This is a genomic window from Cloacibacillus sp. An23, from assembly GCF_002159945.1.
GTDB lineage: Bacteria > Synergistota > Synergistia > Synergistales > Synergistaceae > Caccocola.
The window spans coordinates 58,637-85,215 of sequence record NZ_NFJQ01000002.1 but is presented as its reverse complement, the minus strand read 5'-3'; the positions used below and the strand labels follow the sequence as shown (position 1 = coordinate 85,215).

22 protein-coding genes and 1 tRNA gene are annotated in these 26,579 nt (G+C 59.9%); 6 read left to right on the top strand and 17 right to left on the bottom strand.

Going from position 1 to position 26,579, the window contains the following annotated elements; translation table 11 throughout:
* Positions 1 to 101: 101 nt before the first annotated feature.
* The gene (locus tag B5F39_RS01970) at positions 102 to 2,654 is read right to left on the bottom strand and encodes a DNA polymerase (protein WP_087363318.1); all 2,553 of its coding nucleotides are present in this window, start codon (positions 2,652 to 2,654) and stop codon (positions 102 to 104) included.
* Positions 2,655 to 2,811: 157 nt separating this feature from the next.
* Between B5F39_RS01970 and B5F39_RS01965 the strand changes: the two genes are divergently transcribed.
* The 3 genes from B5F39_RS01965 (at position 2,812) to B5F39_RS01955 (ending at position 6,648) form a co-directional block, all read left to right on the top strand.
* Complete coding sequence (locus B5F39_RS01965) at positions 2,812 to 4,152, top strand: glutamate--tRNA ligase family protein (protein ID WP_087363316.1); 1,341 nt, start codon at positions 2,812 to 2,814, stop codon at positions 4,150 to 4,152.
* 30 nt (positions 4,153 to 4,182) lie between these two features.
* Positions 4,183 to 5,520, top strand: a complete 1,338-nt coding sequence (locus B5F39_RS01960; protein ID WP_087363315.1) for a sodium-dependent transporter — start codon at positions 4,183 to 4,185, stop codon at positions 5,518 to 5,520.
* A gap of 264 nt (positions 5,521 to 5,784) precedes the next feature.
* The gene (locus B5F39_RS01955) at positions 5,785 to 6,648 is read left to right on the top strand and encodes a radical SAM protein (RefSeq protein WP_087363310.1); all 864 of its coding nucleotides are present in this window, start codon (positions 5,785 to 5,787) and stop codon (positions 6,646 to 6,648) included.
* A gap of 207 nt (positions 6,649 to 6,855) precedes the next feature.
* Here the strand turns inward: B5F39_RS01955 and B5F39_RS14550 are convergent, their stop codons facing one another.
* The 10 genes from B5F39_RS14550 to B5F39_RS01910 form a co-directional block, all read right to left on the bottom strand.
* On the bottom strand, positions 6,856 to 7,557 hold the full coding sequence (locus tag B5F39_RS14550; RefSeq protein WP_239391041.1) for a 4Fe-4S dicluster domain-containing protein: 702 nt from the start codon (positions 7,555 to 7,557) through the stop codon (positions 6,856 to 6,858).
* Between the two features lie 2 nt (positions 7,558 to 7,559).
* On the bottom strand, positions 7,560 to 8,003 hold the full coding sequence (locus B5F39_RS14545) for a hypothetical protein (RefSeq protein WP_239391039.1): 444 nt from the start codon (positions 8,001 to 8,003) through the stop codon (positions 7,560 to 7,562).
* A gap of 6 nt (positions 8,004 to 8,009) precedes the next feature.
* Positions 8,010 to 8,621 (bottom strand): GrpB family protein, encoded by a 612-nt coding sequence (locus B5F39_RS01945; RefSeq protein ID WP_239391037.1) that lies wholly within the window; start codon positions 8,619 to 8,621, stop codon positions 8,010 to 8,012.
* A 35-nt stretch (positions 8,622 to 8,656) separates the two neighbouring features.
* Entirely contained in the window at positions 8,657 to 9,886 is a 1,230-nt protein-coding gene (locus B5F39_RS01940) for an HD domain-containing protein (RefSeq protein WP_087363303.1), read from the bottom strand.
* A 98-nt stretch (positions 9,887 to 9,984) separates the two neighbouring features.
* The gene (gene frr / locus B5F39_RS01935; protein WP_087363301.1) at positions 9,985 to 10,542 is read right to left on the bottom strand and encodes a ribosome recycling factor; all 558 of its coding nucleotides are present in this window, start codon (positions 10,540 to 10,542) and stop codon (positions 9,985 to 9,987) included.
* Between the two features lie 43 nt (positions 10,543 to 10,585).
* On the bottom strand, positions 10,586 to 11,296 hold the full coding sequence (gene pyrH / locus B5F39_RS01930) for a UMP kinase (RefSeq protein WP_087363299.1): 711 nt from the start codon (positions 11,294 to 11,296) through the stop codon (positions 10,586 to 10,588).
* A gap of 87 nt (positions 11,297 to 11,383) precedes the next feature.
* Positions 11,384 to 11,980, bottom strand: a complete 597-nt coding sequence (gene tsf, locus B5F39_RS01925; RefSeq protein ID WP_087363297.1) for a translation elongation factor Ts — start codon at positions 11,978 to 11,980, stop codon at positions 11,384 to 11,386.
* 1 nt (position 11,981) lies between these two features.
* A complete protein-coding gene (gene rpsB, locus B5F39_RS01920) occupies positions 11,982 to 12,815 on the bottom strand; it encodes a 30S ribosomal protein S2 (protein ID WP_087363296.1) in 834 nt (277 codons plus the stop codon).
* A gap of 152 nt (positions 12,816 to 12,967) precedes the next feature.
* Positions 12,968 to 14,446 carry a sodium/pantothenate symporter gene (panF, locus tag B5F39_RS01915; RefSeq protein WP_087363294.1) on the bottom strand — a complete coding sequence of 493 codons (1,479 nt, stop codon included), beginning with the start codon at positions 14,444 to 14,446 and terminating at the stop codon, positions 12,968 to 12,970.
* The gene (locus B5F39_RS01910) at positions 14,439 to 14,723 is read right to left on the bottom strand and encodes a YhdT family protein (protein WP_087363293.1); all 285 of its coding nucleotides are present in this window, start codon (positions 14,721 to 14,723) and stop codon (positions 14,439 to 14,441) included. Before B5F39_RS01910 ends, panF begins: the two co-directional genes overlap by 8 nt.
* Positions 14,724 to 14,896: 173 nt before the next feature.
* Between B5F39_RS01910 and B5F39_RS01905 the strand changes: the two genes are divergently transcribed.
* Positions 14,897 to 14,989: transfer RNA gene (locus tag B5F39_RS01905), tRNA-Ser, on the top strand.
* A 152-nt stretch (positions 14,990 to 15,141) separates the two neighbouring features.
* On the opposite strand, the gene B5F39_RS01900 is transcribed toward B5F39_RS01905, so the two are convergent.
* The 3 genes from B5F39_RS01900 to glgB all read right to left on the bottom strand — a co-directional run bounded on the left by B5F39_RS01900 (position 15,142) and on the right by glgB (position 20,627).
* Positions 15,142 to 17,058 carry an LTA synthase family protein gene (locus tag B5F39_RS01900; protein ID WP_087363291.1) on the bottom strand — a complete coding sequence of 639 codons (1,917 nt, stop codon included), beginning with the start codon at positions 17,056 to 17,058 and terminating at the stop codon, positions 15,142 to 15,144.
* Positions 17,055 to 18,584: a 4-alpha-glucanotransferase gene (gene malQ / locus B5F39_RS01895; protein ID WP_087363289.1), complete on the bottom strand. Its 1,530-nt coding sequence runs from the start codon at positions 18,582 to 18,584 to the stop codon at positions 17,055 to 17,057. Before malQ ends, B5F39_RS01900 begins: the two co-directional genes overlap by 4 nt.
* A 132-nt stretch (positions 18,585 to 18,716) precedes the next feature.
* Complete coding sequence (glgB, locus tag B5F39_RS01890) at positions 18,717 to 20,627, bottom strand: 1,4-alpha-glucan branching protein GlgB (protein ID WP_087363287.1); 1,911 nt, start codon at positions 20,625 to 20,627, stop codon at positions 18,717 to 18,719.
* A 62-nt stretch (positions 20,628 to 20,689) separates the two neighbouring features.
* On the opposite strand from glgB, the gene B5F39_RS01885 reads away from it, so the two are divergent.
* Positions 20,690 to 22,123, top strand: coding sequence for an FAD-linked oxidase C-terminal domain-containing protein (locus B5F39_RS01885; RefSeq protein ID WP_087363285.1), 1,434 nt, complete (start codon positions 20,690 to 20,692; stop codon positions 22,121 to 22,123).
* Positions 22,124 to 22,852: 729 nt separating this feature from the next.
* Here B5F39_RS01885 and B5F39_RS01870 read toward each other — a convergent pair.
* Together B5F39_RS01870 and B5F39_RS01865 are read right to left on the bottom strand one after the other, a co-directional pair.
* Positions 22,853 to 24,268 carry an MATE family efflux transporter gene (locus tag B5F39_RS01870; RefSeq protein ID WP_087363279.1) on the bottom strand — a complete coding sequence of 472 codons (1,416 nt, stop codon included), beginning with the start codon at positions 24,266 to 24,268 and terminating at the stop codon, positions 22,853 to 22,855.
* Positions 24,269 to 24,404: 136 nt separating this feature from the next.
* Entirely contained in the window at positions 24,405 to 25,064 is a 660-nt protein-coding gene (locus B5F39_RS01865) for a YitT family protein (protein ID WP_239391035.1), read from the bottom strand.
* Positions 25,065 to 25,146: 82 nt separating this feature from the next.
* On the opposite strand from B5F39_RS01865, the gene B5F39_RS01860 reads away from it, so the two are divergent.
* Complete coding sequence (locus B5F39_RS01860) at positions 25,147 to 25,986, top strand: MerR family transcriptional regulator (RefSeq protein ID WP_087363278.1); 840 nt, start codon at positions 25,147 to 25,149, stop codon at positions 25,984 to 25,986.
* On the opposite strand, the gene B5F39_RS01855 is transcribed toward B5F39_RS01860, so the two are convergent.
* A complete protein-coding gene (locus B5F39_RS01855; protein ID WP_158095895.1) occupies positions 25,979 to 26,578 on the bottom strand; it encodes a DUF501 domain-containing protein in 600 nt (199 codons plus the stop codon). The genes B5F39_RS01860 and B5F39_RS01855 overlap by 8 nt on opposite strands.
* Between the last annotated feature and the right edge of the window lies 1 nt (position 26,579).

Below are 26,579 nucleotides of genomic sequence, written 5' to 3'. Positions count from 1 at the left end.
CAGCAACGTATTATATGCCAGTTTCACCGCCAGCGCAAGCTCCGCCGTTCGTTTTGCAGGGCCGGCGGCTCCGCGGCGTTTTTTCAGTTTCGCGGCCAGGCTTACAGTTCGCTGAGAGACTTTCCTATCTTCGGCTCGGCTTTGAGCGGAACGCTCATCGCCCTGACGCCCTCCATTGTGCCGACGAGCAGCTCCTTCACTGCCTCTTTGTCCCTTTCCGCGCACTCGCAGACTATGGAGTCGTGGACTTGGAGCACAATGCGCGCGTCCGGGAATTTTTCCGCGAGCGCCGCGTCGAAGCGGAATAGCGCTATCTTCGCTATGTCGGCCGCGGCGCTTTGTATAGGAGTATTCACCGCTATACGGTTCAGCGCGCTGCTGCCGCGCCCTTCCGCAGTAGACACTTCGGCGAGCGGGCGGATGCGGCCGAAGAGCGACCGCGTGTAGCCTCGCTCTTTCGCCTCGGCGACGCTTTCGGTTATATAGCCCTTCACGCGCGGAAGGACGCTGAAGTATCTGTCCACTATCTGCTGCGCAGTCGGACGCGGCACGCCGAGGCGCTGCGCCAGCCCGAAGGCGCTCATGCCGTAGAGGAGCCCGAAGTTTACCACCTTTGCGAAACGCCGCTGTTCCCCGGTTATTTCGCCGGCTGGGAGTCCGAAGACCCAAGAAGCGGTTTCAAGGTGGATGTCGCGGCCATCGCTGAACGCCTGTATCAGTTTCTCCTCTCCGGCAAGCTCCGCAAGGACGCGCAGCTCTATCTGCGAATAGTCGGCGGCGACGAATACTCCGTCGTCGCGGCGGGGCTTGAAGCATGAACGGAATTTGTCGGCCCACTCGTGAAAGACCGGCATGTTCTGAACATTTGGGTCGCGGCTCGCGAGCCGTCCCGTCCCGGTAGCGAGATGGTCGAAGGTGGAATGTATCACCCCGCCGCCGTCGCGCGAGTATTTGATGAAGGGCTGGACGAAGGCGGTGTATATTTTTGATTCTTCCCTAAGTTTGATGAGCATTTTGGGTACGGCGCACATCGGCTCCGGCAGGCGCGCAAGCTCCTCAAGCACGACTATGCTCGTCGAATACGCCCCGCCGCTTTTCGTGGTTTTCAGCGGCGGGAGCATAAGCTTGCCGAAGAGGAGCTCGCTCACCTGTTTCGGGGAGGAGAGGTTGATTTCCGCGCCAACGTAATCCTTTATCGCGGCCTCCGTCTCTTCGATGCTCGCGGAGAGCTTCCCGCCGAGGTCTTCGAGCATTTTCGTGTCTGCGCGTATCCCGGCAAGGTGCATTTTCGCTAGCACCGGAGCCAGCGGCATGTCTATCTCTTCCATCACCTTGGCGAGCCCGTACTTTTCGATTCCGGGCCCGAGTGCGTCCCTGTAGGCGAATAGCCGCGGCGCCAGCCGCGCTCCGGACAGCTCAGGCTCGCCGAAGGTGCGCGCCATGCCAGCCGCGCCGGCGCGGTCCGGGTGCAGCAGATAATGAGCCGCCTCGACGTCGTATATCTTTCCGCGCTCGGGCAGCGGAAAGCCGGGATATGCGCTGAGCGTCTCTCGGAGGCCGCATAGCAGCAGTCTGCCGCGCTTCGTCCATTCCTCGAACACGGCGCGGTCGCTTTCGGCGTTTAAATCTAAACGCGCCAATCGCCCGTCGGCCGCCGCCGCGAAGAACAGGCTTCCTCCATCCGGCCCCGCCGGCGTCACAGCGAGTTCGCCGGCCTCAAGCAGAGACGCGAGCTCGGCTTCCTCCTGCGCTCCGGCGGACGGAGCGGCCGCGGCCTCGGTCTTGGGCGTCTCCGGCTCATCGCCGAAGCGCGAAAATATCTTTTTCAATCCGAGGCGCGAGCACAGAGCAAAGAGCTCGTTCATCTCGGGCCCCTTCGGGATAAGCTCGTCCTCTGAGGCCGGTTCGGTCTCCTGCGGGACGACGAGGACGCGGCTCATAAACGCCGCGTCGCGTCCCGCCTCCAGCTTGCCGCGCCGCGCCTTCGGAACGCTTTCCAGATTTTCATAAATATTTTCGAGCCGCCCGAATTTTCCTACGAGGTCGAGGGCCGTCTTCTCGCCTATGCCGGACACGCCGGGGATGTTGTCCGCGGTGTCGCCGACCAGCGCAAGGTAGTCCGCCATCAGAGGGGGCTCGAAGCCGTATTTTTCACGGAAGCTCTCTTCGTCGTAGAGGCCGAAGTCCGTCACGCCGCGCGACGGCCGGATAACGGATACGCCGCTTCCTATCGCCTGAAACAGATCTTTGTCGGCAGAGAGTATTTTCACGTCCCAGCCCGACGCGGCGCAGGCTTTCGCGGTAGACACTATATAGTCGTCGGCCTCGACGCCGTCGCGCGAAAATACGGGAAATCCCATCGCGCGGCATAAATCTATAATGAGCGGCATCTGTGCCTTGAAGCTCTCGGGCGTCGGCTTGCGCGTCTGCTTGTACTCGGCGAAGAGCTCGTGCCTCCGCGTCGGCCCCTTCGGGTCGAAGAATATGCCGAGCCCTTCGACGGGCCATTCGTCGAGCACCTTCAGCATCATGTTGAAAAATCCGAGTATCGCGTTCGTCGGCGTGCCGTCCGGCGCGGAGAGCTCCTGCGGCAGCGCGTAGAAGGCTCTGAACGCGAGGCCGTGCCCGTCTATGAGAAGCAGATCTTTTTTCATTTTACACATCCTTACGCTATTAGGATATAATTGCTTATTGCGGCGCGGCGCTGAGCGCCCTCCGGCCTTTGGTTTATGATACTCCAAAGTCCGCCTTTAAGGAAATTCCGTAACCGCCGCACTGAGAAGAGTAAATCAAAAACTGGAGGAAAAGACAATGACCGGCAAAGCAAGAGTAAGATTCGCGCCGAGCCCCACGGGCTCGCTGCACATCGGCGGCGCCCACACGGCCCTCTTCAACTGGCTCTACGCCCGCAGAAACGGAGGCTCCTTCATCCTGCGCATAGAAGACACGGACATGGAGCGCTCTACGAAAGAATATGAGCAGAGCATCCTCGACGGTATGCGCTGGATGGGGCTCGACTGGGACGAGGGCCCGGACAAGGGCGGCGACTTCGGCCCGTACCGCCAGTCGGAGCGCATGGACCTCTACCGCAAGTACGCGAAGCAGCTTCTCGACGAGGGCAAGGCGTACGAGAAAGACGGCGCGGTGTTCTTCAAGGTCGTGCCGGGCAAGGAGCTGCGCTTCCGCGACGAAGTCTACGGCAACCTCGACTTCAAGAGCGAGAACGCCTCGGTCAATCATGACGGCACGATAAAGGACATCGTCATAATGAAGCGCGACGGCATGCCGACCTACAACTACGCCGTCGTCATCGACGACTATACTATGGGCATCAATATGGTCATCCGCGGCGAGGACCACATCATCAACACGCCGAAGCAGCTTCTCATATACGACGCGCTCGGCTTCGAAGCGCCGGGCTTCGCCCACCTTCCGATGATCCTCGGCAAAGACAAGAAAAAGCTCTCGAAGCGCCAGGGCGCGACGAGCGTTTTCGAATACAACGACATGGGCTACCTGCCGGACGGCGTGTTCAATTTCCTCGCGCTGCTCGGCTGGTCGCCGAAGAACGGACAGGAGATTTTCTCGCGCGAAGAGGCCGTCGAAATGTTCGACATATCGGCCGTCACGCGCAAGGCGGCAGTCCTCGACATGGACAAGCTCAACCACATCAACCAGGAACAGATGAAGATAATGGACCCGATGAAGCTGCTTGCGGTCATCCGTCCCTTCTGGATTGAAATGGGATTCGACCTCTCCGGACTCAGCGACGAGTACCTCGCCTCGGCGCTCCACACGATGGGCGGACGCGGGCAGACGACGAAGCAGCTCGCGGAATACAGCGACTACTTCGTGACTTTCGACGTAGTCAAGGCGCGCTACGACGCTTCCGAAATAAAAGAAGAAACACGCGCCGTAGTCAAAAAGTTCTACAACGCGCTGCTCTCCGAGTGCGCGGAGTGGAAAGCCGATAAAATGGAAGAGTTCACGAAAGAATGGATAGCGGCGAACGACAGTTCGATGAAAGAGGTCTGTCTGCCGCTGCGCTGGGCTCTCACCGGGCGCAAGGTAAGCCCAGGAGTGTTCGAGGTCGCGGAGCAGCTCGGACGCGACGAATGCCGCCGCAGGCTCGAATACTACGACCTGGTATAACGGCTGAAGACAGGGCCGGCGGGAAATATCATGACTGACAAACAGACGCGAGAATCATTCGGAAGCCGTATAGGCTTCGTCATCGCCGCCGCCGGCTCCGCAGTCGGCCTCGGCAACCTCTGGAAATTCCCGTACCTCGCGGGGATGAACGGCGGCGCGGCCTTCCTCTTCATATACATCGTCATCATCCTCTGCATAGGCGTGACGGCGATGATGTGCGAGGTCGTCGTAGGACGCATGGGCGGCCTCAACGCAGCGGACTCGTTCGAGAAGCTCGGCGGCAAACGCTGGAAGCCCGTCGGCTGGTCCGGCATCGCATGCGCTTTCGTCATCCTATCTTACTACGCCGTCATCGGCGGCTGGATAATCCGCTACATGCTCCACTCCTTCACGGGGCTCATCGAGCTTGCCGCTCAGGGCAAAAGCGCCGAGGTGTTCAGCGTTTTCGTATCAAACAGCGGAGAAGTTATATTTTATCAGGCGATATTCATGGCGATAACGGCGGCGCTCGTACTCATGGGCGTAAAGAACGGCATCGAAAAGAGCTGCAAGATAATGATGCCGATGCTCTTCGCCGCCATGCTCATCCTCATCGTCCGCGCAGTGACGCTGCCGGGCGCTATGGAAGGGATAAAGTTCTATCTCTACCCGAATTTCTCAAAGGTAACGCCGCAGACCGTGCTCGCCGCGCTCGGACAGGGCTTCTTCTCGCTCTCGCTCGGCGCGGGCGCGATACTCATCTACGGAAGTTACCTGCCGAAGACGGCTAACATCATAAAATCCGTGCGGCAGATATGCCTTATCGACACTTCGGTCGCGTTTCTCGCGGGGCTGATGGTGTTCCCGGCAGTCTTCGCCTTCAACGCGCCGCCAGAGGCCGGGCCGGGACTGACCTTTATAACGCTCCCGGGGCTTTTCGCTCAGATGCCCGGAGGAATGATTTTTTCCGCGATATTCTTCCTGCTCTTTTTCCTTGCGGCGCTCACCTCGTCCATATCTCTGCTTGAAGCTCCGACGGGATACCTCATCGACCACGGCATGAAACGCACGCACGCGACGCTCATCATGACCGTGCTGATATTTCTCGTCGGCATCCCGTCAGCTGTGTCGCTCGCCGGAGGGCTCAACGTCGGCAGCCGCAGCTTCATCGACGCGGCGGGCTACCTCACGGACAGCATCATGATGCCTCTCGCCTCGATGCTCTGCTGCATCTTCGCCGGCTGGAGCCTCAAGGACGAAAAGCTGAAAGCCGAACTGACTAACAACGGGACGATAAACTTCCCCACCTACGGCTTCTGGAAAATTATGATGAAGGTCATCGCCCCTGCGGCGATTCTCTGCATCTTCGCAACAGGCCTAAAATGGTAGGATAAGGTTGCAAAAGCGCGGCTCGCCCGGCAGACGGACGGGCCGCGTTATTTTTCCCCGCGCTCCTGGGCGCGCGGCGCAGTCTCGCCGCTGGCCGCGCCGCAGCGCATATACGCAGAGTTTTCCGCCTTCGACGGCGTCAGCGCCCCGGCGCAAAAGTTGCTTTTATATAGATATTCTGTAGAATTAAAGAAAACACAACGACACGCGGCGAAACGGCTCAAAAGACAAACAGGCGCGGCCGGCCTAAAAGGAGGGCGTAAGATGGAATACGAAGGACAGATATGCAGAAGCCCGATGGAGCGAGGCTCCTTTTCTCTGCCGGTTACGGTGGGGTGCTGCTATAACCGGTGCTATTTCTGCGACCTCTTCAAGCATCTGCGGTACAGAGAGCTGCCGCTTGAACAGGTCGAGGCGGAGCTTCGGAGGGTCAGCGGCATGGGAGCCGACCCAAAGACCGTGTTTCTCGGAGACGGCAGCGCATTCAACCTCTCGTCCGAGCGCCTGACGCGCATACTCGCGATGATTCATAAATATTTTCCATCCTGCCGCTCCGTGAACATGGACGCGACGGTGCCGAGCATATTGAGCAAAACGCCGGACGAACTGCGGGCGCTCTCCGAAAACGGCGTGCGCCGCCTGTACCTCGGCATCGAAACGGGGCTGGACGACGTGCTGACGCTGATGAACAAGTGCCACACGCAGAAACAGGCCTACGAAGCCGCAGAAGCTCTCCAAAGAGCCGGCATCACATACGACGCGCACATGATGACCGGCGTCGCAGGAAGGGGCCGCGGAACGGAAAACGCAGGAGCTCTGGCGGAATTTTACAACAAAACCAGGCCGGGGCGCATCACAAATTTTTCGCTGTTCATACACAAAGAAACGCCGCTGTACGACATGGTACGGCGCGGCGAATTTTCTCCGGCCGACGAACTTGAGAACCTGGAAGAAGAGCGCGCTCTGATAGAACGCCTTGAAGTACCGGCGGCCTACGACGGCATTCACGACTTCGTCCCCTTCCGTCTGAGAGGCGATCTCCCTTCGGAAAAAGAATCTATGCTGCGCAAGCTCGACGCAGCCATAACGGCGCAGAGGAAAAAACCTCAGGTTTTCGCCGTGGCCTGAGGCGCCAGAAGCTGCTGCGTCATGCCGCGCTACAGCCCGCGACGCCGGGCGGGATAAGCGCGCGGGAGCGCGGAGCCTTCGGATGCAGGCAGGCGCGCGTAGGCTCGACGCACAGGAAAGTATAATGAACGCCGCCGTTTTCTGATAAACGGCGGCGTTTACGGTGCTTTTCGTATCGAGGCGTTTACTTTGATTCCGCGCCGCGCGTCAGGCTCCAAAGATTTGTTTCGCCTCGCGCATATTCGCAGCGACTTCGACGCCGAATGGGCAGCGCTTCTCGCAGGCGCGGCATTCGACGCATTCACCGGCTTTATGGGCGAGCGCCGCGTAGTGTCCGCGCACCGTCTCCGGCACGGAGCTCTGCGCCTTCGCTAAGTTCAGGAATTTCGTGACGGAGGCGACGTCTATCCCTCTCGGGCACGGCGCGCAGTGTCCGCAGTACATGCAGCGCCCGCGCCAACTGATCTTCGGGAAAGAGGCGAGCGCCTCTGCGTAGTCGCGCTCGGCCTCGGAAGCGTCCTCGTAGGCTATGGAGCGTTCCAGCTCCTCGACGGTGTGCGCACCAGCGAACACGGCGGCCACGGCTGGGCGCGTGAGGGCGTAATGCAGGCACTGATTCACGGTAAGAGCCCTGCCGGCCGGGGACAGGCTTGCGTCCAAAAGATCTCCGCCTCCGAATGCTTTCATCACTGTTATTGCGACCCCCGCGCTCTGGCAGTATTCGTAGAGGGCCTCGCGCTCAGGGTCCATGTTGACGAGGCAGCCCTCGTAGCTTTCGTCGCTCCAGAGGGCCTCGCAGTCCTCGCTCGCAGGCTGGAGATCGTAGCATGGGTTGACGCTGAACATTATCACGTCGACCAGGCCGCTTTTCGCCGCGGCCATGGCTGTCTCGGGGTTGTGACTGCTCATACCTACGGAGAGTACCGGCCTTGTTCCCTGAGCTTAACGGCGTATTCCATTACGGGGCCGTTCTCCACGGCGTTCCAGTCGTCCAGCGAGTCTACGTAATGTATCATGCCGACTTCGACGCGGTCGGTGCCGAGCCGCGAAAGCAGGTCGCCGAAGCTCGCGCGCACCTCATCGATGTTTCGCGTGCGTTCGTACTGTCCGTTTTTCCACGCGGTGCAGAGATGCGCCTGCAGTACGAATTTGTCGCGCCTCCCCTTGAGCGCCGCCCCGACCAGCGAGCGCACTTCCGGCGAAGGTGAGTAAAGGTCTACGCAGTTTACCCCGGCCGCCTCGGCGCGGTCGAAGAGCGCGGCCGTATATCTGCCGTCGTGATCAACGAAACCTTCGCAGCCCATGCCTATTTCGCCGACCTTGAGCCCCGTCCTCCCCAGTTCTCTGTACTTCATAAAAATTCACCGTCCACACAAATTTTGAGAGATTCTATAGCTTCGAGCGGACTCTAAGTCAATAGCGGCGTGCGCCGCGAGCCTGCGCCAGCGCCATATGAGAGCTCGCTTCTCGTATTCTTTGACGAACTCGTCTTTGCCGTCGCAGTATGAGCCTAAGTCGTTGGGGAAACGCGCCGCCAGCTCCGCCTTGAGCGCGCCGTAGGCCGCGCGGGCCCCCGCGTGTTCGCGCATATAGTCGCGAAAGGCGACGTGGCGCAATATAGAATAAACGTCGTCGTATTGGAAAGCGTGCGCCTGGTGGGTACGTTTTTCGCCGCCTTTCCGGAAGTAGCGGCGGCCGGGTATGCCGAACTCGCCCATCGCCTCGTAGCCGGCCTCCGCAAATTTATCGCCGAGCGCGTCAAGCGCCGCCGCATCCCGCACGACAGGCAGCATGTCGATAATTGGCTTCGCTTTCAGCCCCGGCACAGACGTACTGCCGATATGGAAGATCGCTATCAGATTGTCACCTATAATTTCACGCAAAACTGCGGCCTCTGCGTCGAACATCTCCGGCCATTTGGGGTCGTAGTCCACGACGCGCACCGGCATATAATTACTGCGCTTTTGTTCCACTGGGTTCCGTCCTTTCCGTTTCTCCGCTGAACGCCTCAGCGGGTCAAGTAATCTCTTAAGGCCTGAATCTCCAGGCTGCGGAGGTACTCGCCTACCCGCGCTCCACGGAGCCGTTCAGGAACCGGCGCGTCCGCAGCGGATTTCAGGACGGCGAGATATTCGTCGTAACGGGAAAGCCAATCGGGGATTTTCCCACCGTTGTCCGCCGCGACGACGATTTCAAAATCGCGCCGCGAAATAGGGCCGCGTTCAAGTGCGCGCACCAGGTCGCGTATCTTGGAGGGAGTTTTGACGAGCGAGGCGCGCATGTGTTCTTTTATGACGAACTCCGCGCATTTGCGCCAGCGCTTCGGAATTTTGAGTCCGGCGGCGATTTCGGGAAGGAGCGCAAGCCCCCGCTCCTCATGGCCGTAGTGGTGCGGGAGCATATTTTCCGGCGTAGTCCCCTTCCCCGCGTCGTGCAGCAAGGCTGCGAAGACGGCCTCCGTCGAAGCGCCGCGCGCCGCTGCGCAGTCCGCGACCGCCATGGTGTGCTCGAAGGCGTCGCCCTCGGGATGGTATTCCGGCGGCTGGCTCTTCCCTATAAGAGCGTGTATGTATGGAAATTCCTGCGCGAGCAGCCCGGCCGCCAAGAGCGCGCGGAAATACCGGGACGGGCGCGGAGCGGCGAGCGCCTTGCAGAGCTCGGCGAATTTACGCTCCGCCGGCTCGCTTCGAAGTTCTTCGGCGCAGCGTCCCATTAGCGAGAGCGTCGCAGGATCTATGGAAAACCCGAACTGCGCCGCCTGCCGCGCGGCGCGCAGGGCGCGCACGGGATCCTCAGCAAAATGCCGCACCGAAGTCGCGCGGATGATTTTCCGCCGCACGTCTTCCGCTCCGCCGTAAGGGTCGATTATCCGCTCATATTCGTCCATCGCCATGCTGTTTACCGTCGTGTCGCGGCGCGCCAAATCCTGCTCGACCGTTATATCCTTTCCGCACACGGCTTCGAAGCCGGTGTAGCCGCGTCCGGTTTTGCGCTCGATTCGAGCGAAGGCGACCTCGCAGACGCTTTCTCCGATTTCGAGCAGGAAGACGGGGAAGGATTTTCCTGCGCGCCGCGCATCCGGGAACAGCGCCGTAAATTCATCCGGCATCATGCCGCAGACGAGGTAATCCCTGTCGTGCGCAGCGCGTCCCATTATTTTGTCGCGCACCGCTCCGCCTGCGATATATCCGCGGCCCCCCGCCTCCCGTATTTTTTTGAAAAAATCGCTCTCGTTCATGCGTTCCGCCGTCCCGGTATAAAAAACTGCGTTCCGTCCCCGCGCCGGACGCGGAGGCGAAACGCATCGGAATTCCGCCGTATCGTAAAAGTTACGGCCTATTTATCCATTATCTCTTTCTCTTTTTCGGCGAGGGCGGCGTCTATCTTCTTTATGAAGGCGTCGGTCTTATCCTGCGCTTCCTTCTGATATTTCTTGAGGTCGTCCTCGGTTATCTTGCTTTCCTTTTCCATTTTCTTCAAAGCGTCGATCGCGTCGCGGCGGATGTTGCGCACGGAGACGCGCCCGTCCTCCGCCATTTTGTTTACCATTTTCTTAAGCTCGACGCGGCGCTGCTGGGTGAGCTCGGGCAGATTGAGGCGGATTGATTCTCCGTCGTTCTGCGGCGTGATGCCCAGGCTCGAACTCTGGATGGCCTTTTCGATGGCCTTCATCGCCGTTTTGTCCCACGGAGTGATGACTATCTGGCGTGCCTCCGGGACGTTGACGCTGCCCATGTTCTTTATCGGAGTCGGCGTTCCGAAGTAGTCCACCTTTATGTCCTCGACAAGCGCGGGATGCGCTCTTCCCGTGCGGACTCCGAGCATTGCGCCCTTCAGGTGCTCGATGCTTTTCTCACAGCGTGTGGTAAGTTCTTTCAGTACATTCTGAGGCATGCGGGTCACTCCTTACAGCTTGTGATGTTTTATAGATTATACCTTATCTCGAGACGATAGAGCCTATATTTTCGCCGTCTATCAGCAATCTGCGCAGATTGCCCTTCTTGAGCACGTCGAAGACGATTATCGGAATGTCGTTGTCCTGGCAGAGGGAAAAGGCCGCTGCGTCCATGACCTTGAGCTGCATGCTGAGAGCGTCCATATATGTGATGTGCGGAAGCTTCACCGCGTCCGGATATTTTTCCGGGTCTTTGTCGTATATGCCGTCGACCTTCGTCGCCTTGATGACGCAGTCGGCTCCTATCTCAGAGGCTCGCAGCGCTGCGGTCGTGTCGGTCGAGAAGTACGGCGAGCCTGTGCCGGCAGCGAATATGACGATGCGCCCCTTTTCGAGATGGCGTATCGCGCGGCGGCGTATGACGGTCTCCGCTATCTGGCGCATTTCTATGGCAGACTGAACGCGCGTCGGCTGGCCTAGGCTTTCAAGCGCGTCCTGCAGGGCGAGCGCGTTTATCACTGTCCCGAGCATTCCCATGTAGTCGGCTTGGGCCCGCTCGATGTACTTCGTCTGCGCGCCGCGGATTATGTTGCCGCCGCCGACGACCATCGAGACCATTATGCCCTCCTTCGCGACCTCGGCGATCTCCTCGCATATTCCGCGTATGGCGTCGTAATCGAGGCCGAAGTGCCCGCCTCCAGCCAGAATTTCGCCGGACAGCTTCAACAGGATTTTGTTGTATTTGCGGTTCATGAGAATCTCCTTTCGGGACGATGTGCTTCAGTTATTAAAAAGGCGAGGGATTAAGAATAATCCCTCGCCTTGCGTGCTTACAGGCCGTTAGGCTTCAATGGCGAAACGGGCGTAACGGCGGACGACGATGTTCTCGCCGATCTTCGCTATGTTCTCGATGATGAGATCCTTTATCTTGACGTTCTGGTCGCGGATGTATTTCTGCTCGAGGAGGCAGTTGTCCTCGTAGAATTTGTTGATGCGGCCTTCCGCTATTTTCTCGAGCATCTTCTCGGGCTTGCCCTCTTCGCGGGCCTGCGCCATTATGACGGCCTTCTCATGCTCAAGCACGTCGGCGGGAACGTCTTCCGGCTTGATGTAAGTCGGGTTGGCGGCGGCGATGTGCATCGCTATCTCGTGCCCCAGCGTCTTGAATTCGTCGGTGCGGGCGACGAAGTCCGTCTCGCAGTCCAGTTCAAGAAGGACGCCGAGCTTCGCGTTGTTGTGGACGTAGGTGAACATACGTCCCTGCGCCGCGTTGCGCTCCGCCTTCTTGGCAGCCTTGGCGAGCCCCTTCTCGCGGAGGTAGTCGCAGGCCTTATCCATGTCGCCGTCGCATTCGACGAGCGCTTTTTTGCAGTCCATCATCCCGACAGAGGTGCGGGCGCGAAGCTCCGACACCATTGCAGCAGTGATATTCGCCATTTTAGTTAGTCTCCTTCCAGCCTTTCTGGTCGGCCATCTCTTTAACGCGGACTTTTACCTCGTCCGCAACCGTCTCGTCTTCGTCTATAACGGGCGCCTCGTCCGCAGCTTCAGGAGCGGCCTCCTCGGCGGCTTCGCCGGAGCGGGCGTCCTGTCCCTGGCGGCCTTCGATGTAGGCGTTGGCCATGAGGCCGACTATGAGCTCTATCGCGCGGATGGCGTCGTCGTTGCCCGGTATCGGGTAATCTATCATGTCGGGGTCGCAGTTCGTATCTACGATAGCTATGACGGGGATGCCGAGCTTACGAGCCTCAAGGACGGCTATGGTCTCACGGCGCGGGTCGATGACGAAAAGCGCGTCCGGAACGTCGCGCATATCTTTGATTCCGGAGAGGTACTTCTCAAGCTTCTCGCGTTCCTTGCGGAGCTGGATGACTTCCTTCTTCGGATACTTGTTGATGCTTCCGTCCTCTTCCATCTGCTCAAGCTCGCTCATACGCATGACGCGGCGGCGGATGGTCGTGAAGTTGGTGAGGAGCCCTCCGAGCCAGCGCTGGTTGATGTAGAACTGCCCGGCCTTGGTCGCCTCGTCGCGTATCGGGTCCTGCGCCTGGCGCTTCGTCCCGACGAAGAGGACGCTCCCGCCCGACTTCGCTATCTCGCGGACGAAGTCGTAGGCCTTCTCAAGCCCTTTGACCGTCTTCTGAAGGTCGATGATATAGATTCCGTTGCGCTCCGTGAAGATGAACGGCTTCATCTTCGGATTCCAGCGTCTCGTCTGGTGTCCGAAGTGGACGCCGCATTCAAGAAGCTGCTTCATGCTTACTACACCCATGAGTAATCCCTCCTGTTTTTTTCCTCCAGCCGCCTCCTCCGCCGAAGAGCCCGTTACCGACGGGAACCTCTTTTGCGTCAGCGGCTGTGTGTGCTGTACACCGTTCCTAAGTATATCACAGAGCCCTGCGGCGGACAAGCCGCGGCGCGCCGTTATATCTCGAATGCTCTAAGCTTCTCCGCCGACTCGGCGCGCCCGAATACGCTCCCCGCTATGAAGAGCGCCGTCGAGACGGCGAGCGTCGGAACGATGGAGGTCGTGCCGCATACGCTGACCTTCGTCAGCGTGAAGAAGAAATATGCCGCGGCCCCGCCGGCCATCGAGAGCAGAGCGCCTGTCGAATTCGCGCGTTTCCAGTAGAGTCCGAACAGAGTCGGGCAGAAGAACACAGCCTCGAGACCGCCGAAGGCGAAGAGGTTTATCCACACGAGCAGCGACGGCGGCTTGAGCGCGGCTATGAAGACGATGACGCCGACGACTCCCGTGACTGTGAGGCTCATGCGCTTGACGAGCTTCGGCGGCAGCCGTTTTTCGTCGTTTTTAAGAACGTAGTGAAAATACAAATCCTTGACTATCGCGGCTGAGCACATTATAAGCATCGAGTCGACGGTGGACATTATCGCTGCGAGCGGCCCGGCGATGAATATGCCGGCCCAGAAGGGAGACATCAGGCGCACAGTCAGAGTAGGCACGGCAAGGTCGCCTATCTCAATGTTCGGAATGACGGCGCGCCCCATCGCTCCGACGAGATGCATCGCAAGCAGTATGAAGCCGACGGTGAAGGTGCCGATTATCATCGCGCTGTGCATTGAGCGCGAGTCCTTATAGCCGAGGCACTTCTGTGTAGTCTGCGGCAGCCCGAGCACGCCTATGCCGACGAGAACCCAGAAAGACAGTATGAACGGCTTCGGAATGGCGTCGTTGGCGCCGGTCGGAGTCAGAAGCTTAGGGTCGATCTCGTAAAGAGTCTGCATGATGTTGCTGACGCCGCCGCCGGCAGTGACGACGGCGAAGAGGATAGCGAGCGACGCGGCGAGCATCATCACTCCCTGAATGGTATCCGTCAGGACGACGGCGCGGAAGCCGCCGACCGTCGTGTAAATGACGACGGTGAGGCCGAATATTATAAGCCCCGTCTGATAAGAGTAACCCGTTACCGATTCAAAGAGGCGGGCGCCGCCGATGAACTGGGCGAGCATCGAGGCCATGAAGAAGACAAGCAGCGCGGCGGACGACAGTATGACGACTGCGTCGCTGTCGTAGCGCGCGCGTATGAAGTCGGTTATCGTCACTGCGTTGGTGCGCCGGGCTATGAGGGCGAAGCGTTTGCCCAGCACGCCGAGAGTCAGAAACGCCGTAGGCACCTGTATCATCGAAAGAAGTATCCAGCCGAGGCCCAGGTTATAGGCTATGCCTGGTCCGCCGACGAAGCTGCTGGCGCTCGTATAGGTAGTTATGACCGCCATCGCGAGCACGAAGCCGCCCATCGAGCGGCTGCCGATAAAATATTCCTCCAGGAATCCCGCCGTGTCCGAGCGCCGCGCGGCGGAGCGGTTGCCGAGCCACGCTATCCCCATAATGAGGACGAAGTACAGCACGAGCGGCAGTATCATAGCCGCGTGATTAACCATTGCGCGATTCCTCCGCCTTGGAATCCCCGCCGTCGTCGAGCGGCAGGTCCTTGAAGAATACTCTGACGGCCGCCCAGAGTATCAGCGAGATGCCTACGTAGCCGGCGATACAGCTGTAAAAGAACCATTCGGGGAACCCGAGGATATAATCATAGGCCGACGGGTCGTCCCCGAAACCGTAGGCGGTCACGTACCACCACGCGAAGAAGAGGATATAGAGAGCGACGATGACTATCGTCTCGCGTCTCGTCGAGCGCAGAAAATCTTTTGAAGCCAAAGCGACCCCTCCGTTTACATTTGTGCGGTCTGCAGTTACTACGGCAGACAAGTATAGTACAATCCTGCCTGCTCAACAATATATGTAAGCGGGATTATCTATAAAATCGTTTTTCAAAGAGCTTGCAAAGTCGCGGAAATCGGCTATAATATTCTGCGTCTTTTAGGAGACGCGGAGGGGTGGCCGAGCGGTCGAAGGCGGGCGACTCGAAATCGTCTTAGCGGTGCTGAGCCGCTACGTGGGTTCAAATCCCACTTCCTCCGCCATTTTTTATTACCTTTTCATAAATTTACGTATCAATCGCAAAACTATAAAAAACGCGAAATATCGGCGCAGCCCCAGCGCTATGCCATCTGCGCGCAAACGCAGCCGGTCGAACGCGCTGCGGCTCGCTCCGCTCAGTATCCGCCCGCGCCGTTTACCGAGCCGAGTTAAGACGCAGTCCGTATTCGAGGATTTTGTCGCTGAGGCCGAGTATGCGCGCGCAGAAGGCGCTCATTTCTGCAAACGGGGCGCCGTATTCTTCTTCCTCGCCAGTCCTTATGTCCACGGCGTTTTTCGAGGCCGGCTCGACGAGCGTTCCGCCGCAGACGTAGCCGCCGCTTCTGAAAATCACCGGCGCGGAGGCCGGCTCGGGGGCGAAGATGTTCCTTCCGAGTCCGGACGAAAATTCGACGCCGAGCAGCGACGCGGCGGAGGCCGGAATATCTATCTGCCCTAGCGCGCGCCCGCAGACGTACGGCAGCTTCGCGCCGCCTGGGACGCGGACCATCATCGGCACCATGTTGGCGGCGCGCCATTCCCATTCGTTATCCAGATTTTTCCCGAGAAGTTTCCCCAAAGAGGCGGAGTCCCACTTCGGTATGGCCGAGTGGTCGCCATATATTATCACGACGCTTTCGTCGTAAAGCCCGTTTTCTTTCAGTCCGCCGATAAAACGGCCGAATTCGCGGTCGAAGTAATGAATAGCCGCAAGATAGCTGCGGAGTATCGTGCCTTCGGCCTCACTCCCCTGGTCGAAGTCCGCGAGCTTCAGCAGTTCAGGGAAGCCGAACGGATAATGGCTGGAAAGCGAGACGAGGAAGGCGTAGAAGGGACGCTTCTCCGTCTCGAGCATAGCGAGCGACTGACGGAAGAAGCTCGCGTCGCTGAGGCCGAGCCCTACGGCTTCGTCAACCTCGTAATCTTTTTTGCTGACGAACCGCTCGAAGCCGAGCGACGGATACATGTGCGCGCGGTTCCAGAATCCTGCGCGGTCGCCGTGCATCGCGAGCGCCGCATATCCGTGGGCGCGCAGCACACGCGGCAGGGCGTCGTAGCTTCTGTCTGCGAAACGGATGTACGCGACGCCGGAGCGCGCCGGGTACATCCCGGCGTTGGCTAGGAACTCAGCGTCAGCGCTGTTGCCGAGGCCGGTCTGGACATAGAGGTCTCCTGCAAACGACGCCTCGCGCGCGAAGCGGTTGAGATTCGGCGTCACCTCGCGCCCGTTAACACGAAGGCCGATTACGAAGCTCTGGAGCGACTCGGCCTGTATCATTATGAGGTTCTTGCCTTTGGCGGCTCCGAAGGCCTCGGGATATGGAGGCCTGAGCGACGCGCGGAACGCCGCAAATTCTTCGGCGGCGGCCTCGCGCTCTGCGGCGCTGAGGGCGCGCCGCCCGAAGCTCGCGCGCAGAACGTTGCGCGCGTCAGCGGCGTGGTAGGCCATGGCGCCGACGTTGCAGCAGACCGCCGGGCGGTCCCACATCGCGGACAGAGCGTTCGGCATCCGGCGGTCGTAGCCGTCGATCAGAAACAAAAACAGGCCCAGCGACGCGGCGAGCGCGGCGCACGAGACGGCGGCGCGGCGCGGCGTCAGAGCGCCGAACAGGTTCGCGGCGCGCGCCCGTGCCGCGAACCTGCGATATACCAGAAGCAGCGGAATATCGCAGAAATAAAGGATGTCACGCGGAGAGAGCAGCGCGAGGACGGAGTCGGAAACGTCGTCAACCTGTCCGGAAAGGCCGAGATTGTGCAGTGTGAACAGGTCGGAGTAGAACCTCATATGCAGCAGGTCGGTAACTATGAGCGCCGAAAAAGCCAAATCGAGCGCGAGCGCGCAGGCGAAACGGACGCGGCGCGGAAGCAGCGAAAGCGCCGCGGCGAATGCCGCGCACAGCGCCGCGGACAGAGCGTAAGCGAGCGGCGCACGCGGCAGACGGCCCCAAACCTCGCATTCGAGGCCGAAGAATTTCGCGTAGACGGCGAGCGCCCAGAGACAGAAGAATATCAGCTCGCGGCGGCCGTCTCCGGCGGCTCTATAGCCTGAAATCGAATTGCCTAAATAATTCACCGCGGCAGCCTTCCGTAAATATCGTTAAGGGCGCGCAGCCGCGGCGCGCCGTCCATAAGACGCGCGGCCTCGTCATACGTAAGCCGCCAACCCCAGTTGCCTTTCGGCACTGACGGGCGGTTCATGCGGCATTCCGAGCCGAGGCCGAGGAGGTCCTGCGCCGGGATCACGGCAAGCTCCGCGGACGACGAAAGAGCCATGCGCGTCATTATCTCCGCTGCGTTTCGCGCGTCCACGCCGCGCCAGCAGTAGAGCGAGAAATTACCGCGCTCTTCATCTGTCGCGCTTTCGGCCCACCACCCAGCCGCCGTGTCGTTGTCGTGCGTGCCGGTGTAGACGGCGCTGCGCGGCGTTATGTTGTGCGGCGCGTATGGATTTTCCGCTACGCGCCCTCCGAAGGCGAACATCAGCACCTTCATGCCGGGCAGGCCGAAGCGCGCCATAAGCTCGCGCACGTCGTCGGTTATTATGCCGAGATCCTCCGCGACGAGCGGCAGCTCCCCTCCGCCGCAATCCTCGCGGCGGAACGCTTCGAGCATCTCTCCGCCGAGCGCGGGACGCCAGCATCCTTCCTTAGCCGTCTCGCACGAAGCAGGAATCTCCCAGAAGGCCGAGAGTCCGCGGAAATGATCTATCCTAACGAGAGAACAGTATTTCAGCATATGGCGCAGCCGCGAGCGCCACCAGGAGAAGCCGTCGCGGCGCATCTCCTCCCATTTATAGAGCGGGTTTCCCCAGCGCTGTCCAGTCTCGCTGAAATAGTCCGGCGGCACTCCAGCGACGCAGCGCGGCCTGCCGTCCGGCTCCAGATCGAAAAGCCATCGCGCGGCCCAGACGTCCGCGCCGTCCCACGCGACGTATATCGGAGCGTCGCACATCAGTTCGACGCCGAGCTCCGCGCAGCGCGCCGAAAGCGCGCCGAGCTGGCGGAAAAATATAAACTGCGTAAATTCTATGAGAGAAAGCCCGTCCGAATGCTCCGTCTCGAAACGAGCGAGCGCAGCTTCGTCGTGCGCCGCGAACTCCGTGGCCCACTCGGCCCAGCAGCGTCCGCCGTTCTTCTCCTTCAGTAGGGAATAGAGCGCGTAATCGCGAAGCCAGTATTTTTCTTCCGTCCTGAACTTTTCAAAGTCATCCGACATCTGATGACATACGCCGCCGCGAAATCGCTCCCACGCGAGCGCGACGAGCCGCGCGCGAATATCCGACGCTGCGGTGAAATCCGCGGCGCGCCCTGAATGGACGGCGTGCGCTTCAATTTCGGCGCGCGTCAGAAGACCGTCCTCGAAGAGCAGCTCCGGGCTGACGAGCGACGGGTTCCCGGCGAAGGCCGAAGGGCTGCTGTACGGCGAATTTCCAAAGACAGGAAGCACAGGCGTGAGCGGAAGCATCTGCCATAGAGAGAAACCGCCTTCTTTCAGGAACTCCGCGAATCTCACGGCGCAAGTCCCGAAATCTCCCGCGCCGTACGGGCCTGGCAGGGATGTGACGTGCAGCAAAACTCCGCTTCTTCTACCTGTAGACAAATCGCAACGCCTCCGAGCGCAAATATTCCAAAGCCGCTATATTATAAGGCAAAAGCGCGGACAATGCGCCCGCGCTTTGAAAATTCTGAAAAAAACAAATACCGCCTGCGAGCCGCGTATCCTGCGCCTGTTCTATTCATCCTCCGGCTTCAGCACCACGCAGCCGAGCGGCGGGATCGTCAGCTCCGCCGAGTACGGGCGTCCGTGGAATTCCTTTTCCTCGGTCTCGACGCGCCCCATGTTGCCGACGCCGGAGCCGCCGTAAACTTCCGCGTCGCTGTTGAGGACTTCGAGCCACGCGCCGCCGCACGGCAGTCCCACGCGGTAGCCGCTGCGCACGACCGGCGTGAAGTTCGCGGCGAGCGCGAGCGTATGTCCTTCGCCGTCGCGCCTTATGAATGAGACGACGCTAGAATCCCTGTCAGAACAATCTATCCATTCGAAGCCCTTCGGCGAATTGTCGAGCTCCCAGAGCTCCGGGCTCTCACGGTAGAAGCGGCAGACATCCGCGAACCAGCGCGCGATGCCCGCGTGGCGCGGGTCCTTGAGCTCATGCCAGTCGAGGCTCTGGTCGTGGTTCCACTCGCGGCTCTGTCCGAACTCCCCTCCCATGAACACGAGCTTCTTGCCTGGATGGCAGAACATCCAGCCGAAGGCGAGGCGCAGATTGGCCGCCTTCTGCCAGGCGTCGCCGGGCATTTTTTCAAGCAGCGAGCGTTTGCCGTAGACGACCTCGTCGTGCGAGAAGGGCAGCACGAAATTCTCGGAGTAGGCGTACCACATGCCGAAGGTCAGCTTGTCGTGGCAGTATTTGCGGAAGATCGGGTCCTTCGACATATACGATAGGAAGTCGTTCATCCAGCCCATGTTCCATTTATAGCCGAAGCCGAGGCCTCCGAGCCACGTCGGCTTCGTCACCATCGGCCACGAGGTGGACTCCTCCGCCGTCGTCATTATGCCGGGATGCTCTTCGTAGAGCGCGCAGTTCAGCTCCTTAATGAAATCTATGGCGTCGCAGTTTTCCTTGCCGCCGTATTTGTTCGGCACCCATTCGCCGTCGCGGCGCGAATAGTCGAGATAAAGCATCGACGCCACGGCGTCCACGCGGATGCCGTCGGCGTGATACCGTTCAAGCCAGAAGTTCGCGGACGAGACGAGGAAGCTGCGCACCTCGTTGCGCCCGTAGTTGAATATCGCGCTCTTCCAGTCCGGGTGGAAGCCCTGGCGCGGGTCGGCGTGCTCGTAAAGAGCCGTGCCGTCGAAGCGCGCGAGTCCGTGCGCGTCCATCGGGAAATGCGACGGGACCCAGTCGAGTATCACGCCTATGCCCTCGCGGTGCAGGGCGTCGACGAGCGACATAAAATCCTCGGGCGATCCGTAGCGCGAAGTCGGGGCGTAATATCCCGTCGTCTGATAGCCCCACGAGCCGTAGAAAGGATGCTCCATGACGGGCATGAATTCCACGTGCGTGAATCCCTCGTCCTTAAGATAGCGCGGAAGCTCAGCGGCGAGGCCGCGCCAGCCGAGCATAGTGTTTCCGTCGCCGCGCCGCCACGAGCCTGCGTGCAGCTCGTATATCGACTGCGGCGCGTCCGGCGCGTTCTTCGCCGCACGGCCCGCCATCCACTCCGAGTCGCCCCATTCGTAAGAGGGCGCGCCGCAGACCACCGAAGCGGTCGCAGGAGGCGTTTCGCAGAAGAAAGCCAGCGGGTCGCTCTTTTCGAGCACCGCGCCGCTCTCCGCAGTTATCGCGTATTTATATATCTCGCCCGCCCCGACGCCGGGGACGAAGCCCTCCCATATTCCGGATGAATCCCAGCGCGGCGCAAGCTTATGGCATTCTTTATTCCACGAATTAAAATTTCCGATTACGGATACTCCCTTCGCGCAGGGGGCCCACACGGCGAAAAGAGTGCCCGCCTCCCCGCCGTGTTCCGCGACGTGCGCGCCGAGGAATGTGTAAATGCGGCGGTGCGTTCCTTCGCGGAAAAGATAAATATCGTTGCCGGTGGCCAGCGAAGGCCCGTATATTATCTCTCTCATAACATCGCCTCCATCTTCGTTTATGCTATTATAACGTGATATTGAAGATGGGAGGCGGAAAGATGACCGACATCTTTTCTTACGGAAAAATCACGCCAGAAATAATATCCGAACTCGAACATAAAATAGGCGCGCACAACGTCAGCGCCGACGCGGAAAAGCTCGAGAGCTACTCGCACGACGAGGTCCCCGCGAACTCATACGAGCGCGAGTACCGCGCCGCGCTGCTCGTCTTTCCCGAAAGCACTGAACACGTATCGGAAATAATGAAGACGGCCTCGCGCGAACGCATCCCGGTGACGCCGCGCGGAGCCGGCACGGGGCTGTCGGGCGGCGCGCTGCCGGTACACGGCGGCATCGTAATGAGCTTCGAGAAGATGAACAGAATCCTCGAAATAGACGAAGCGAACCTCACGGTCACGACCGAGCCCGGCGTCGTCACTGCGGAGATAAGCCGCGCCGCGGCTGCGCGCGGACTGCTCTACGCGGGCGACCCGTGCAGCGGCGACGCTTCGTTCATCGGCGGCAACATCGCGGAGAACGCCGGGGGCAACAAAGTAATCAAATACGGCGCGACGGGAGCGCAGGTGCTCGCGCTCGAATGCGTCCTCGCGGACGGCTCCGTGACGCGCTTCGGCGGCAAAAGACGCAAGGACGTGACCGGGCTCGACTTCGTACATCTGCTATGCGGCTCCGAGGGCGTCCTCGCCGTCGTCACGAAGGCGGTGCTCAAGCTCATGCCAATGCCTCGCTTCGCCGTAGACCTGCTGGCGGCGTTCCCCGACGCGAAGACGGCGATAGACTTCGTCCCGCAGATAATAAAAGAGGGCGGGCTCATCCCCGCCTCGATAGAGTTCATAGATAAAAAGGCGCTGCAAGTCGTCGCGCGCTACCTCAGCACCGAAGTCCCCGCGGGCGACGCCGGCGCGGCGCTCATCATCCAGCTCGAGGACAACGAGCAGGACGCTATCGAACGCCAGTACGAAGAGATAGGAAAACTGTCGCAGAAGCACGGAGCTTCCGAAGTCTACGTCGCCGACACCCGCAGCACGAAAGAGCGCGTCTGGCAGGCCCGCAAGAACGTCCCCGAGGCCGTGGCGTCGGCCTACAAACGCTATACTAAGGAAGACCTCGTCGTACCGACGGCGAACGTTCCGCAGCTTCTCGAACTGCTCAACGGCACGGCGGAGGCGGACGGCCTCGAAGCCATCGTCTACGGACACGCGGGCGACGGCAACATGCACTGCACGATAATCTCGCCCGACTGCGCCGACTGGCACGAGCGGCTCCACAAAGCGCAGGTCGAAATATACGAGAAGCTGCTGAAGATGGGCGGTACGCTCTCCGGCGAGCACGGCATAGGCTACAAACGGCGCGGCTACATGAAGTATTTCATCGACGAAGCACAGCTGGAGCTGATAAAGCGAGTGAAGCTCGCCTTCGACCCGCAGAACATCCTGAATCCGGGAAAAATCGTAGACTGGGGCGACAGATAGGGAAATTATAGCGCGCGGCGCGGCGGAGCCGCGAAAGTACAAAAATACAGATTATGCGCTTCATTGTAAAGGCGGCGGCTGTCCTCATGCCCGCCGCCGCGCCTTACGTGATTTCTGCGGATTTCCGCTTTCGGGACTGCCCGACGCGGAAGAGGCGGCGCGCGTCGAAATAACGCGCACCGGCGACGGCCTATCAAAATGCGCTACGAACGCAAAAGACATCGAACCCGTGCGCAAAGCCGCAGAGCTTCTGCGCTATGCGCCGTTCGCCGTACCGCGGGAAGAAGCGCCGCACATTGCGGTGACTTTCGTAACGCGCGGCGGAGAAAAAATTTCGCTGAGAGCCGGACTTTCGAGCGTACAATACAACGGTCGCACGCGCGCGCTTAGGCGCAAAAAACTTTTCGTAAACGTGATAGAGGAAATATTCTTCAAAGAACGGCAGCAGCAGGACGCAACAGAATGAAAAAGAGGACGATGACGGCATCCGTCAAAACGGCGGCGCTTCTTATCGCCGGCGCGGCGCTATACGCCTCTTTCCGCGGCCTGCCGCCCCCAGGCCTTCGTAACGCGCGCTGGCGAACGTCATTTGGAATATCGAATACGGCGGCAGGCTCATGCACGGCGCGTCCTCCGGCGGGAAATTCGTCAAAGCGGCAGAAGAGTTATTCCGCAGATGACAGCGCCGCGTCCGCGCATATGGGACACGGCGGCATTTTCAACGCGCGGCTATGCAGCGGCGCGGCGGTATTTTGACAGGACGTGCTTCTTGACCCAGAGGAAGCAGGCGAGGTGCGCGCCGAAGGTCAGAGCCCACGAGGCCGGATACGACAGATAGACGGTTATGACCGAGTGGAAGGCCGGTATGGAGAGCAGCCCCGTGACCCATATCACGCGGAACACGCAGACGCCGAGCAGAGTGACGGCGGTCGGAAGCACGGAGTAGCCTATGCCGCGCATGACGCCGCCCATGACTTCCATCAGTCCGCAGAGGGCGTAGGTAAGGATTATTATCCTTATTCTTTCTTCGCCGACGGCTATGACGGCCTCGCTAGATGTGTATATGCCGAGAAGCTGATGGCTGAAGGTGACGACTATAACGCCGAATACGACTCCGGCTACTACGCTGCATATCACGCCGGTCTTGAGCACCTTATAGACACGGTCTATCTTGCCGGCGCCCATGTTCTGGCTCGTGAAGGATATAGTAGCCTGGTAAAAGGCCTCCATCGAGAAATATACGAACATCTCGATATTGTCGGAGGCGCTGCTGCCGGCCATGACGATCGCTCCGAAGCTGTTGATGGATGACTGTATCACGACGTTCGAGAACGAGAATAGCACTCCCTGAAGCCCTGCCGGAACGCCGATGCGCATGATCTTCGCAAGGCTTTCAAGGTCTATGCGCGCCTTTGAGAGCGTCAGCCGCATCGGCCCCTCCTCGCGCGAGAGGCAGCGGAGCACGAGCGCGGCGGAGACGCACTGAGATATGACCGTCGCTATCGCGACGCCTGCCACGTCGAGGTGCAGGTAGATGACGAAGAACAGGTTCAGCACGACGTTTATCATGCCAGCTATGGAAAGGTAGACGAGCGGGCGGCGAGTGTCGCCGCTCGCCCGCAGCACGGCGCTGCCGAAGTTGTAAATCATCATCGGCGTCATGCCGAAGAAGTATATGACGAGATAGAGCGTCGCGAGCCCGAGGACCTCGGGCGGCGTTTTCATGAGTATCAGTATCTTGCGCGCGAATATGACGCCCAGCAGCGTGAGGAACACGCCGCTGACGACCGCGACTAGTATCGAAGTCGAAACGGCCTTGGAGATGCCCTCGCCGTCCTTCGAGCCGAAATAGCGCGAGACGAGCACGTTCGTTCCTATCGAGAGCCCGACGAAGAGGTTGGTCATCAGCCCTATGAGCGACGAGTTCGAGCCTACCGCCGCGAGCGAGTTGTCGCCGGCGAAGCGTCCGACGACTATTATGTCCGCGGCGTTGAACAGAAGCTGCAGAATGCTCGTGAGCATGACTGGGATCGCGAAGAGCAGCATCTTCGGCATGATCCGCCCGCTGCACATATTTATGGCGTACTTACGCTGGCTGTTTCTATTCTGATGGATCGACCTTACTCTGCCTCTGAACAGCAACATTTTACCCGCTCCTGATAATAAAATATTTTTAGAACCGGGCGCATGCGCGCACTCAGCGAGAGCATTCTAGCACCTTTGATTATTTTTTCAAGCGTCCGGGCCGTTCCGTTAAAATCCCTCCGCGTATGCGCCGCCGTCAGACGTTCGCCTCCCCGCGGCACGTCCCGAACCTCTGTATGAAATCTATGAGAAAGGACGACACAGTGACCGATACGAGCGAGAACACAATGCGGGCCGCAGGTATGTACGAGAGCGACAGCACGAGCACCGTTATGTCCGTCAGCAGATAGGCGCGCGCGATGCGCCATTTCGTTATGTGCGAGATGGTGAGCGCGAGTGCGTCGTCGCCGCCGCACGAGCCTCCTCCGCGCACTACGAGGCCGACGCCAGCCCCGACGAATAGGCCGCCGAGCAGGGCCGCGGCGAGCGGCACACCGGACATGTCAGGCAGGAAAGGCGGGAACTGTTCCCATATACGGAAAAGCAAAGTCAAACTCGCGGTACTGGCGACGGAGAGGAAAAGGAAACGCCCTCCGAGGTATCTGAACGCGAACAGATAGCAGGCGGCGTCGAGTATAGGCGTCGCTATCGACGGGGACAACCCGAGCCAGCGGTTCGCCAGCAGGATCAGGCCGATGACGCCGCCCTCCGTTATGCCCGACTGCTGATGAATGTTGTAAACTCCGAAGGACGATATGGCCGTCCCTATCACGATGAAAACCGCCTGCTTCAGCGAGAGCGGCGCGGCGCATCCGCGCACGGCTTTTGCGATGTCTTTCATGTTCGTCTTGAACATCTTAACTACCCCCTGTGACGATAATATAAACTCTGGCATAATACTAAGGTCAAGAGCGGGACCCGGCGGAGGCGCGAAGAAGATGAAAGATTATTACAAGATCAGCGAGATTTCAAAGCTTTACGGGATAGGCGCGGACTCTCTGCGCTATTACGAGCGCGCGGGAATAATAACGCCGAAGCGAGGCGAGAACGGATACCGGCTCTACGGCCTCAAGGACATATATAAGCTGAGCGTGCTGCGCGACCTTATGGCGCTCGACTTTTCCGTGGCGCAGGCGAAAGAATATCTCGAAGGGCAGAACGTAGGCAAGACTCTCGATCTTCTGCGTCGCGAGAGCGGCATACTTTCGGAGCGTCTGCGCGAGCTCGCTCTGAAAAAGGAACTCATCGAGGAACGCATAGCCGTACTCTCGGCGGCGCGGAGGATAAAGGCGGGCGCGCCCGCCGTCAAAAAATTTCCGGAACGGTACTGCGTGAGGATAAGCGAGCGCATAACAAGGGACGAGGAGATGGACTTCGTTATAAAGAAGCTGCACATGAAGCACGCGGACAAGATACGCGACCTCGGCAATCAGACGATAGGCGCGTTTTTCTCAGCCGAAGCTCTCGCCGAGGGGCGCGCCAACGTGTACGACTCCGTATTCTTCGTCCTTGACGAGCCGTGCGGCGACTGCTTCACGCTTCCGGCGGGCGAATATATGTCGTACTTCTATCGCGGAGGCTACGAACAGAACGCAAAGCGGCTGCGCGAGCTTGCGGATTACGCCGCGGCCCACGGCTTTTCCGCAGCCGGAGAACCGTTCGAGCTTTACGAGATAGACAACAGAGACACGATGCTCGAAGATGAATTTCTCACCGAGATACAGATGCGCGTAAAGCGCGCCGCGTCAGACGAAGCTAATCCGGACGCCGTCAATTAAAGGAAGCGCAGACGCCGGAAGCACATTCGAGCGGGCCTATCTCCGCCGCAAGCCATTCCGACGCGGGGTGGCGGCCCATGCCGAGCCACGCGGCGGTCTGGAGATGCAGGCATTTCGGCGCGGCGCACCCGCCGGCGTAGCTGATGCCCCCTACGCCGCTCTCAGCGAGTACGGCGAGCATCGCGGGGTTCGTACGCTCAAGCTTTTCGCGCGCATCCCGAGGGACGAGCGACAGGCGCAGCGCGGCGTAGTCCGCGTGGTAGCGCCCTATCTCGCCGGGCATCGATTCGAAAACTTTTTCAAGCTCCGAGATTTTCTGCAACGATTCAAGCTCGCCGCAGCGATGTTTGAGAAACGGGCACGTGAGCCAGAAAAGCGTCGGGAAGGGACGCACGTCGCGAGAGAGAGGGGCCGAGACGACGGCCTGGGGGAAGCCGAAGCGGCAGCGCCGCGCGACGGCCAGCACCTCGGACGAAGCGAAAGGCCGCCCCCTATTCTGTAAAGCGAGCGCCTCGGCGTCCCCGTCTCGCAGCTCGCTCCAAAAGGCCGGAGGAGAGATCCCCTCCGGCCTGAATTCCGCCGTTTCCGACAAT

Excerpts from the sequence above, each read along its gene's own strand:
- tsf (WP_087363297.1), bottom strand. The coding sequence starts at position 11,980 with ATGGCGAATATCACTGCTGCAATGGTGTCGGAGCTTCGCGCCCGCACC.
- panF (WP_087363294.1), bottom strand. The coding sequence starts at position 14,446 with ATGGTTAATCACGCGGCTATGATACTGCCGCTCGTGCTGTACTTCGTC.
- B5F39_RS01940 (WP_087363303.1), bottom strand. The coding sequence starts at position 9,886 with ATGAACGAGAGCGATTTTTTCAAAAAAATACGGGAGGCGGGGGGCCGC.
- B5F39_RS01885 (WP_087363285.1), top strand. The coding sequence starts at position 20,690 with ATGACCGACATCTTTTCTTACGGAAAAATCACGCCAGAAATAATATCC.
- pyrH (WP_087363299.1), bottom strand. The coding sequence starts at position 11,296 with ATGAACCGCAAATACAACAAAATCCTGTTGAAGCTGTCCGGCGAAATT.
- B5F39_RS01960 (WP_087363315.1), top strand. The coding sequence starts at position 4,183 with ATGACTGACAAACAGACGCGAGAATCATTCGGAAGCCGTATAGGCTTC.
- rpsB (WP_087363296.1), bottom strand. The coding sequence starts at position 12,815 with ATGGGTGTAGTAAGCATGAAGCAGCTTCTTGAATGCGGCGTCCACTTC.
- frr (WP_087363301.1), bottom strand. The coding sequence starts at position 10,542 with ATGCCTCAGAATGTACTGAAAGAACTTACCACACGCTGTGAGAAAAGC.
- B5F39_RS01865 (WP_239391035.1), bottom strand. The coding sequence starts at position 25,064 with ATGTTCAAGACGAACATGAAAGACATCGCAAAAGCCGTGCGCGGATGC.
- B5F39_RS14550 (WP_239391041.1), bottom strand. The coding sequence starts at position 7,557 with ATGAGCAGTCACAACCCCGAGACAGCCATGGCCGCGGCGAAAAGCGGC.
- B5F39_RS01965 (WP_087363316.1), top strand. The coding sequence starts at position 2,812 with ATGACCGGCAAAGCAAGAGTAAGATTCGCGCCGAGCCCCACGGGCTCG.
- B5F39_RS01970 (WP_087363318.1), bottom strand. The coding sequence starts at position 2,654 with ATGAAAAAAGATCTGCTTCTCATAGACGGGCACGGCCTCGCGTTCAGA.
- B5F39_RS14545 (WP_239391039.1), bottom strand. The coding sequence starts at position 8,003 with ATGAAGTACAGAGAACTGGGGAGGACGGGGCTCAAGGTCGGCGAAATA.
- glgB (WP_087363287.1), bottom strand. The coding sequence starts at position 20,627 with ATGAGAGAGATAATATACGGGCCTTCGCTGGCCACCGGCAACGATATT.
- B5F39_RS01955 (WP_087363310.1), top strand. The coding sequence starts at position 5,785 with ATGGAATACGAAGGACAGATATGCAGAAGCCCGATGGAGCGAGGCTCC.
- B5F39_RS01860 (WP_087363278.1), top strand. The coding sequence starts at position 25,147 with ATGAAAGATTATTACAAGATCAGCGAGATTTCAAAGCTTTACGGGATA.
- B5F39_RS01870 (WP_087363279.1), bottom strand. The coding sequence starts at position 24,268 with ATGTTGCTGTTCAGAGGCAGAGTAAGGTCGATCCATCAGAATAGAAAC.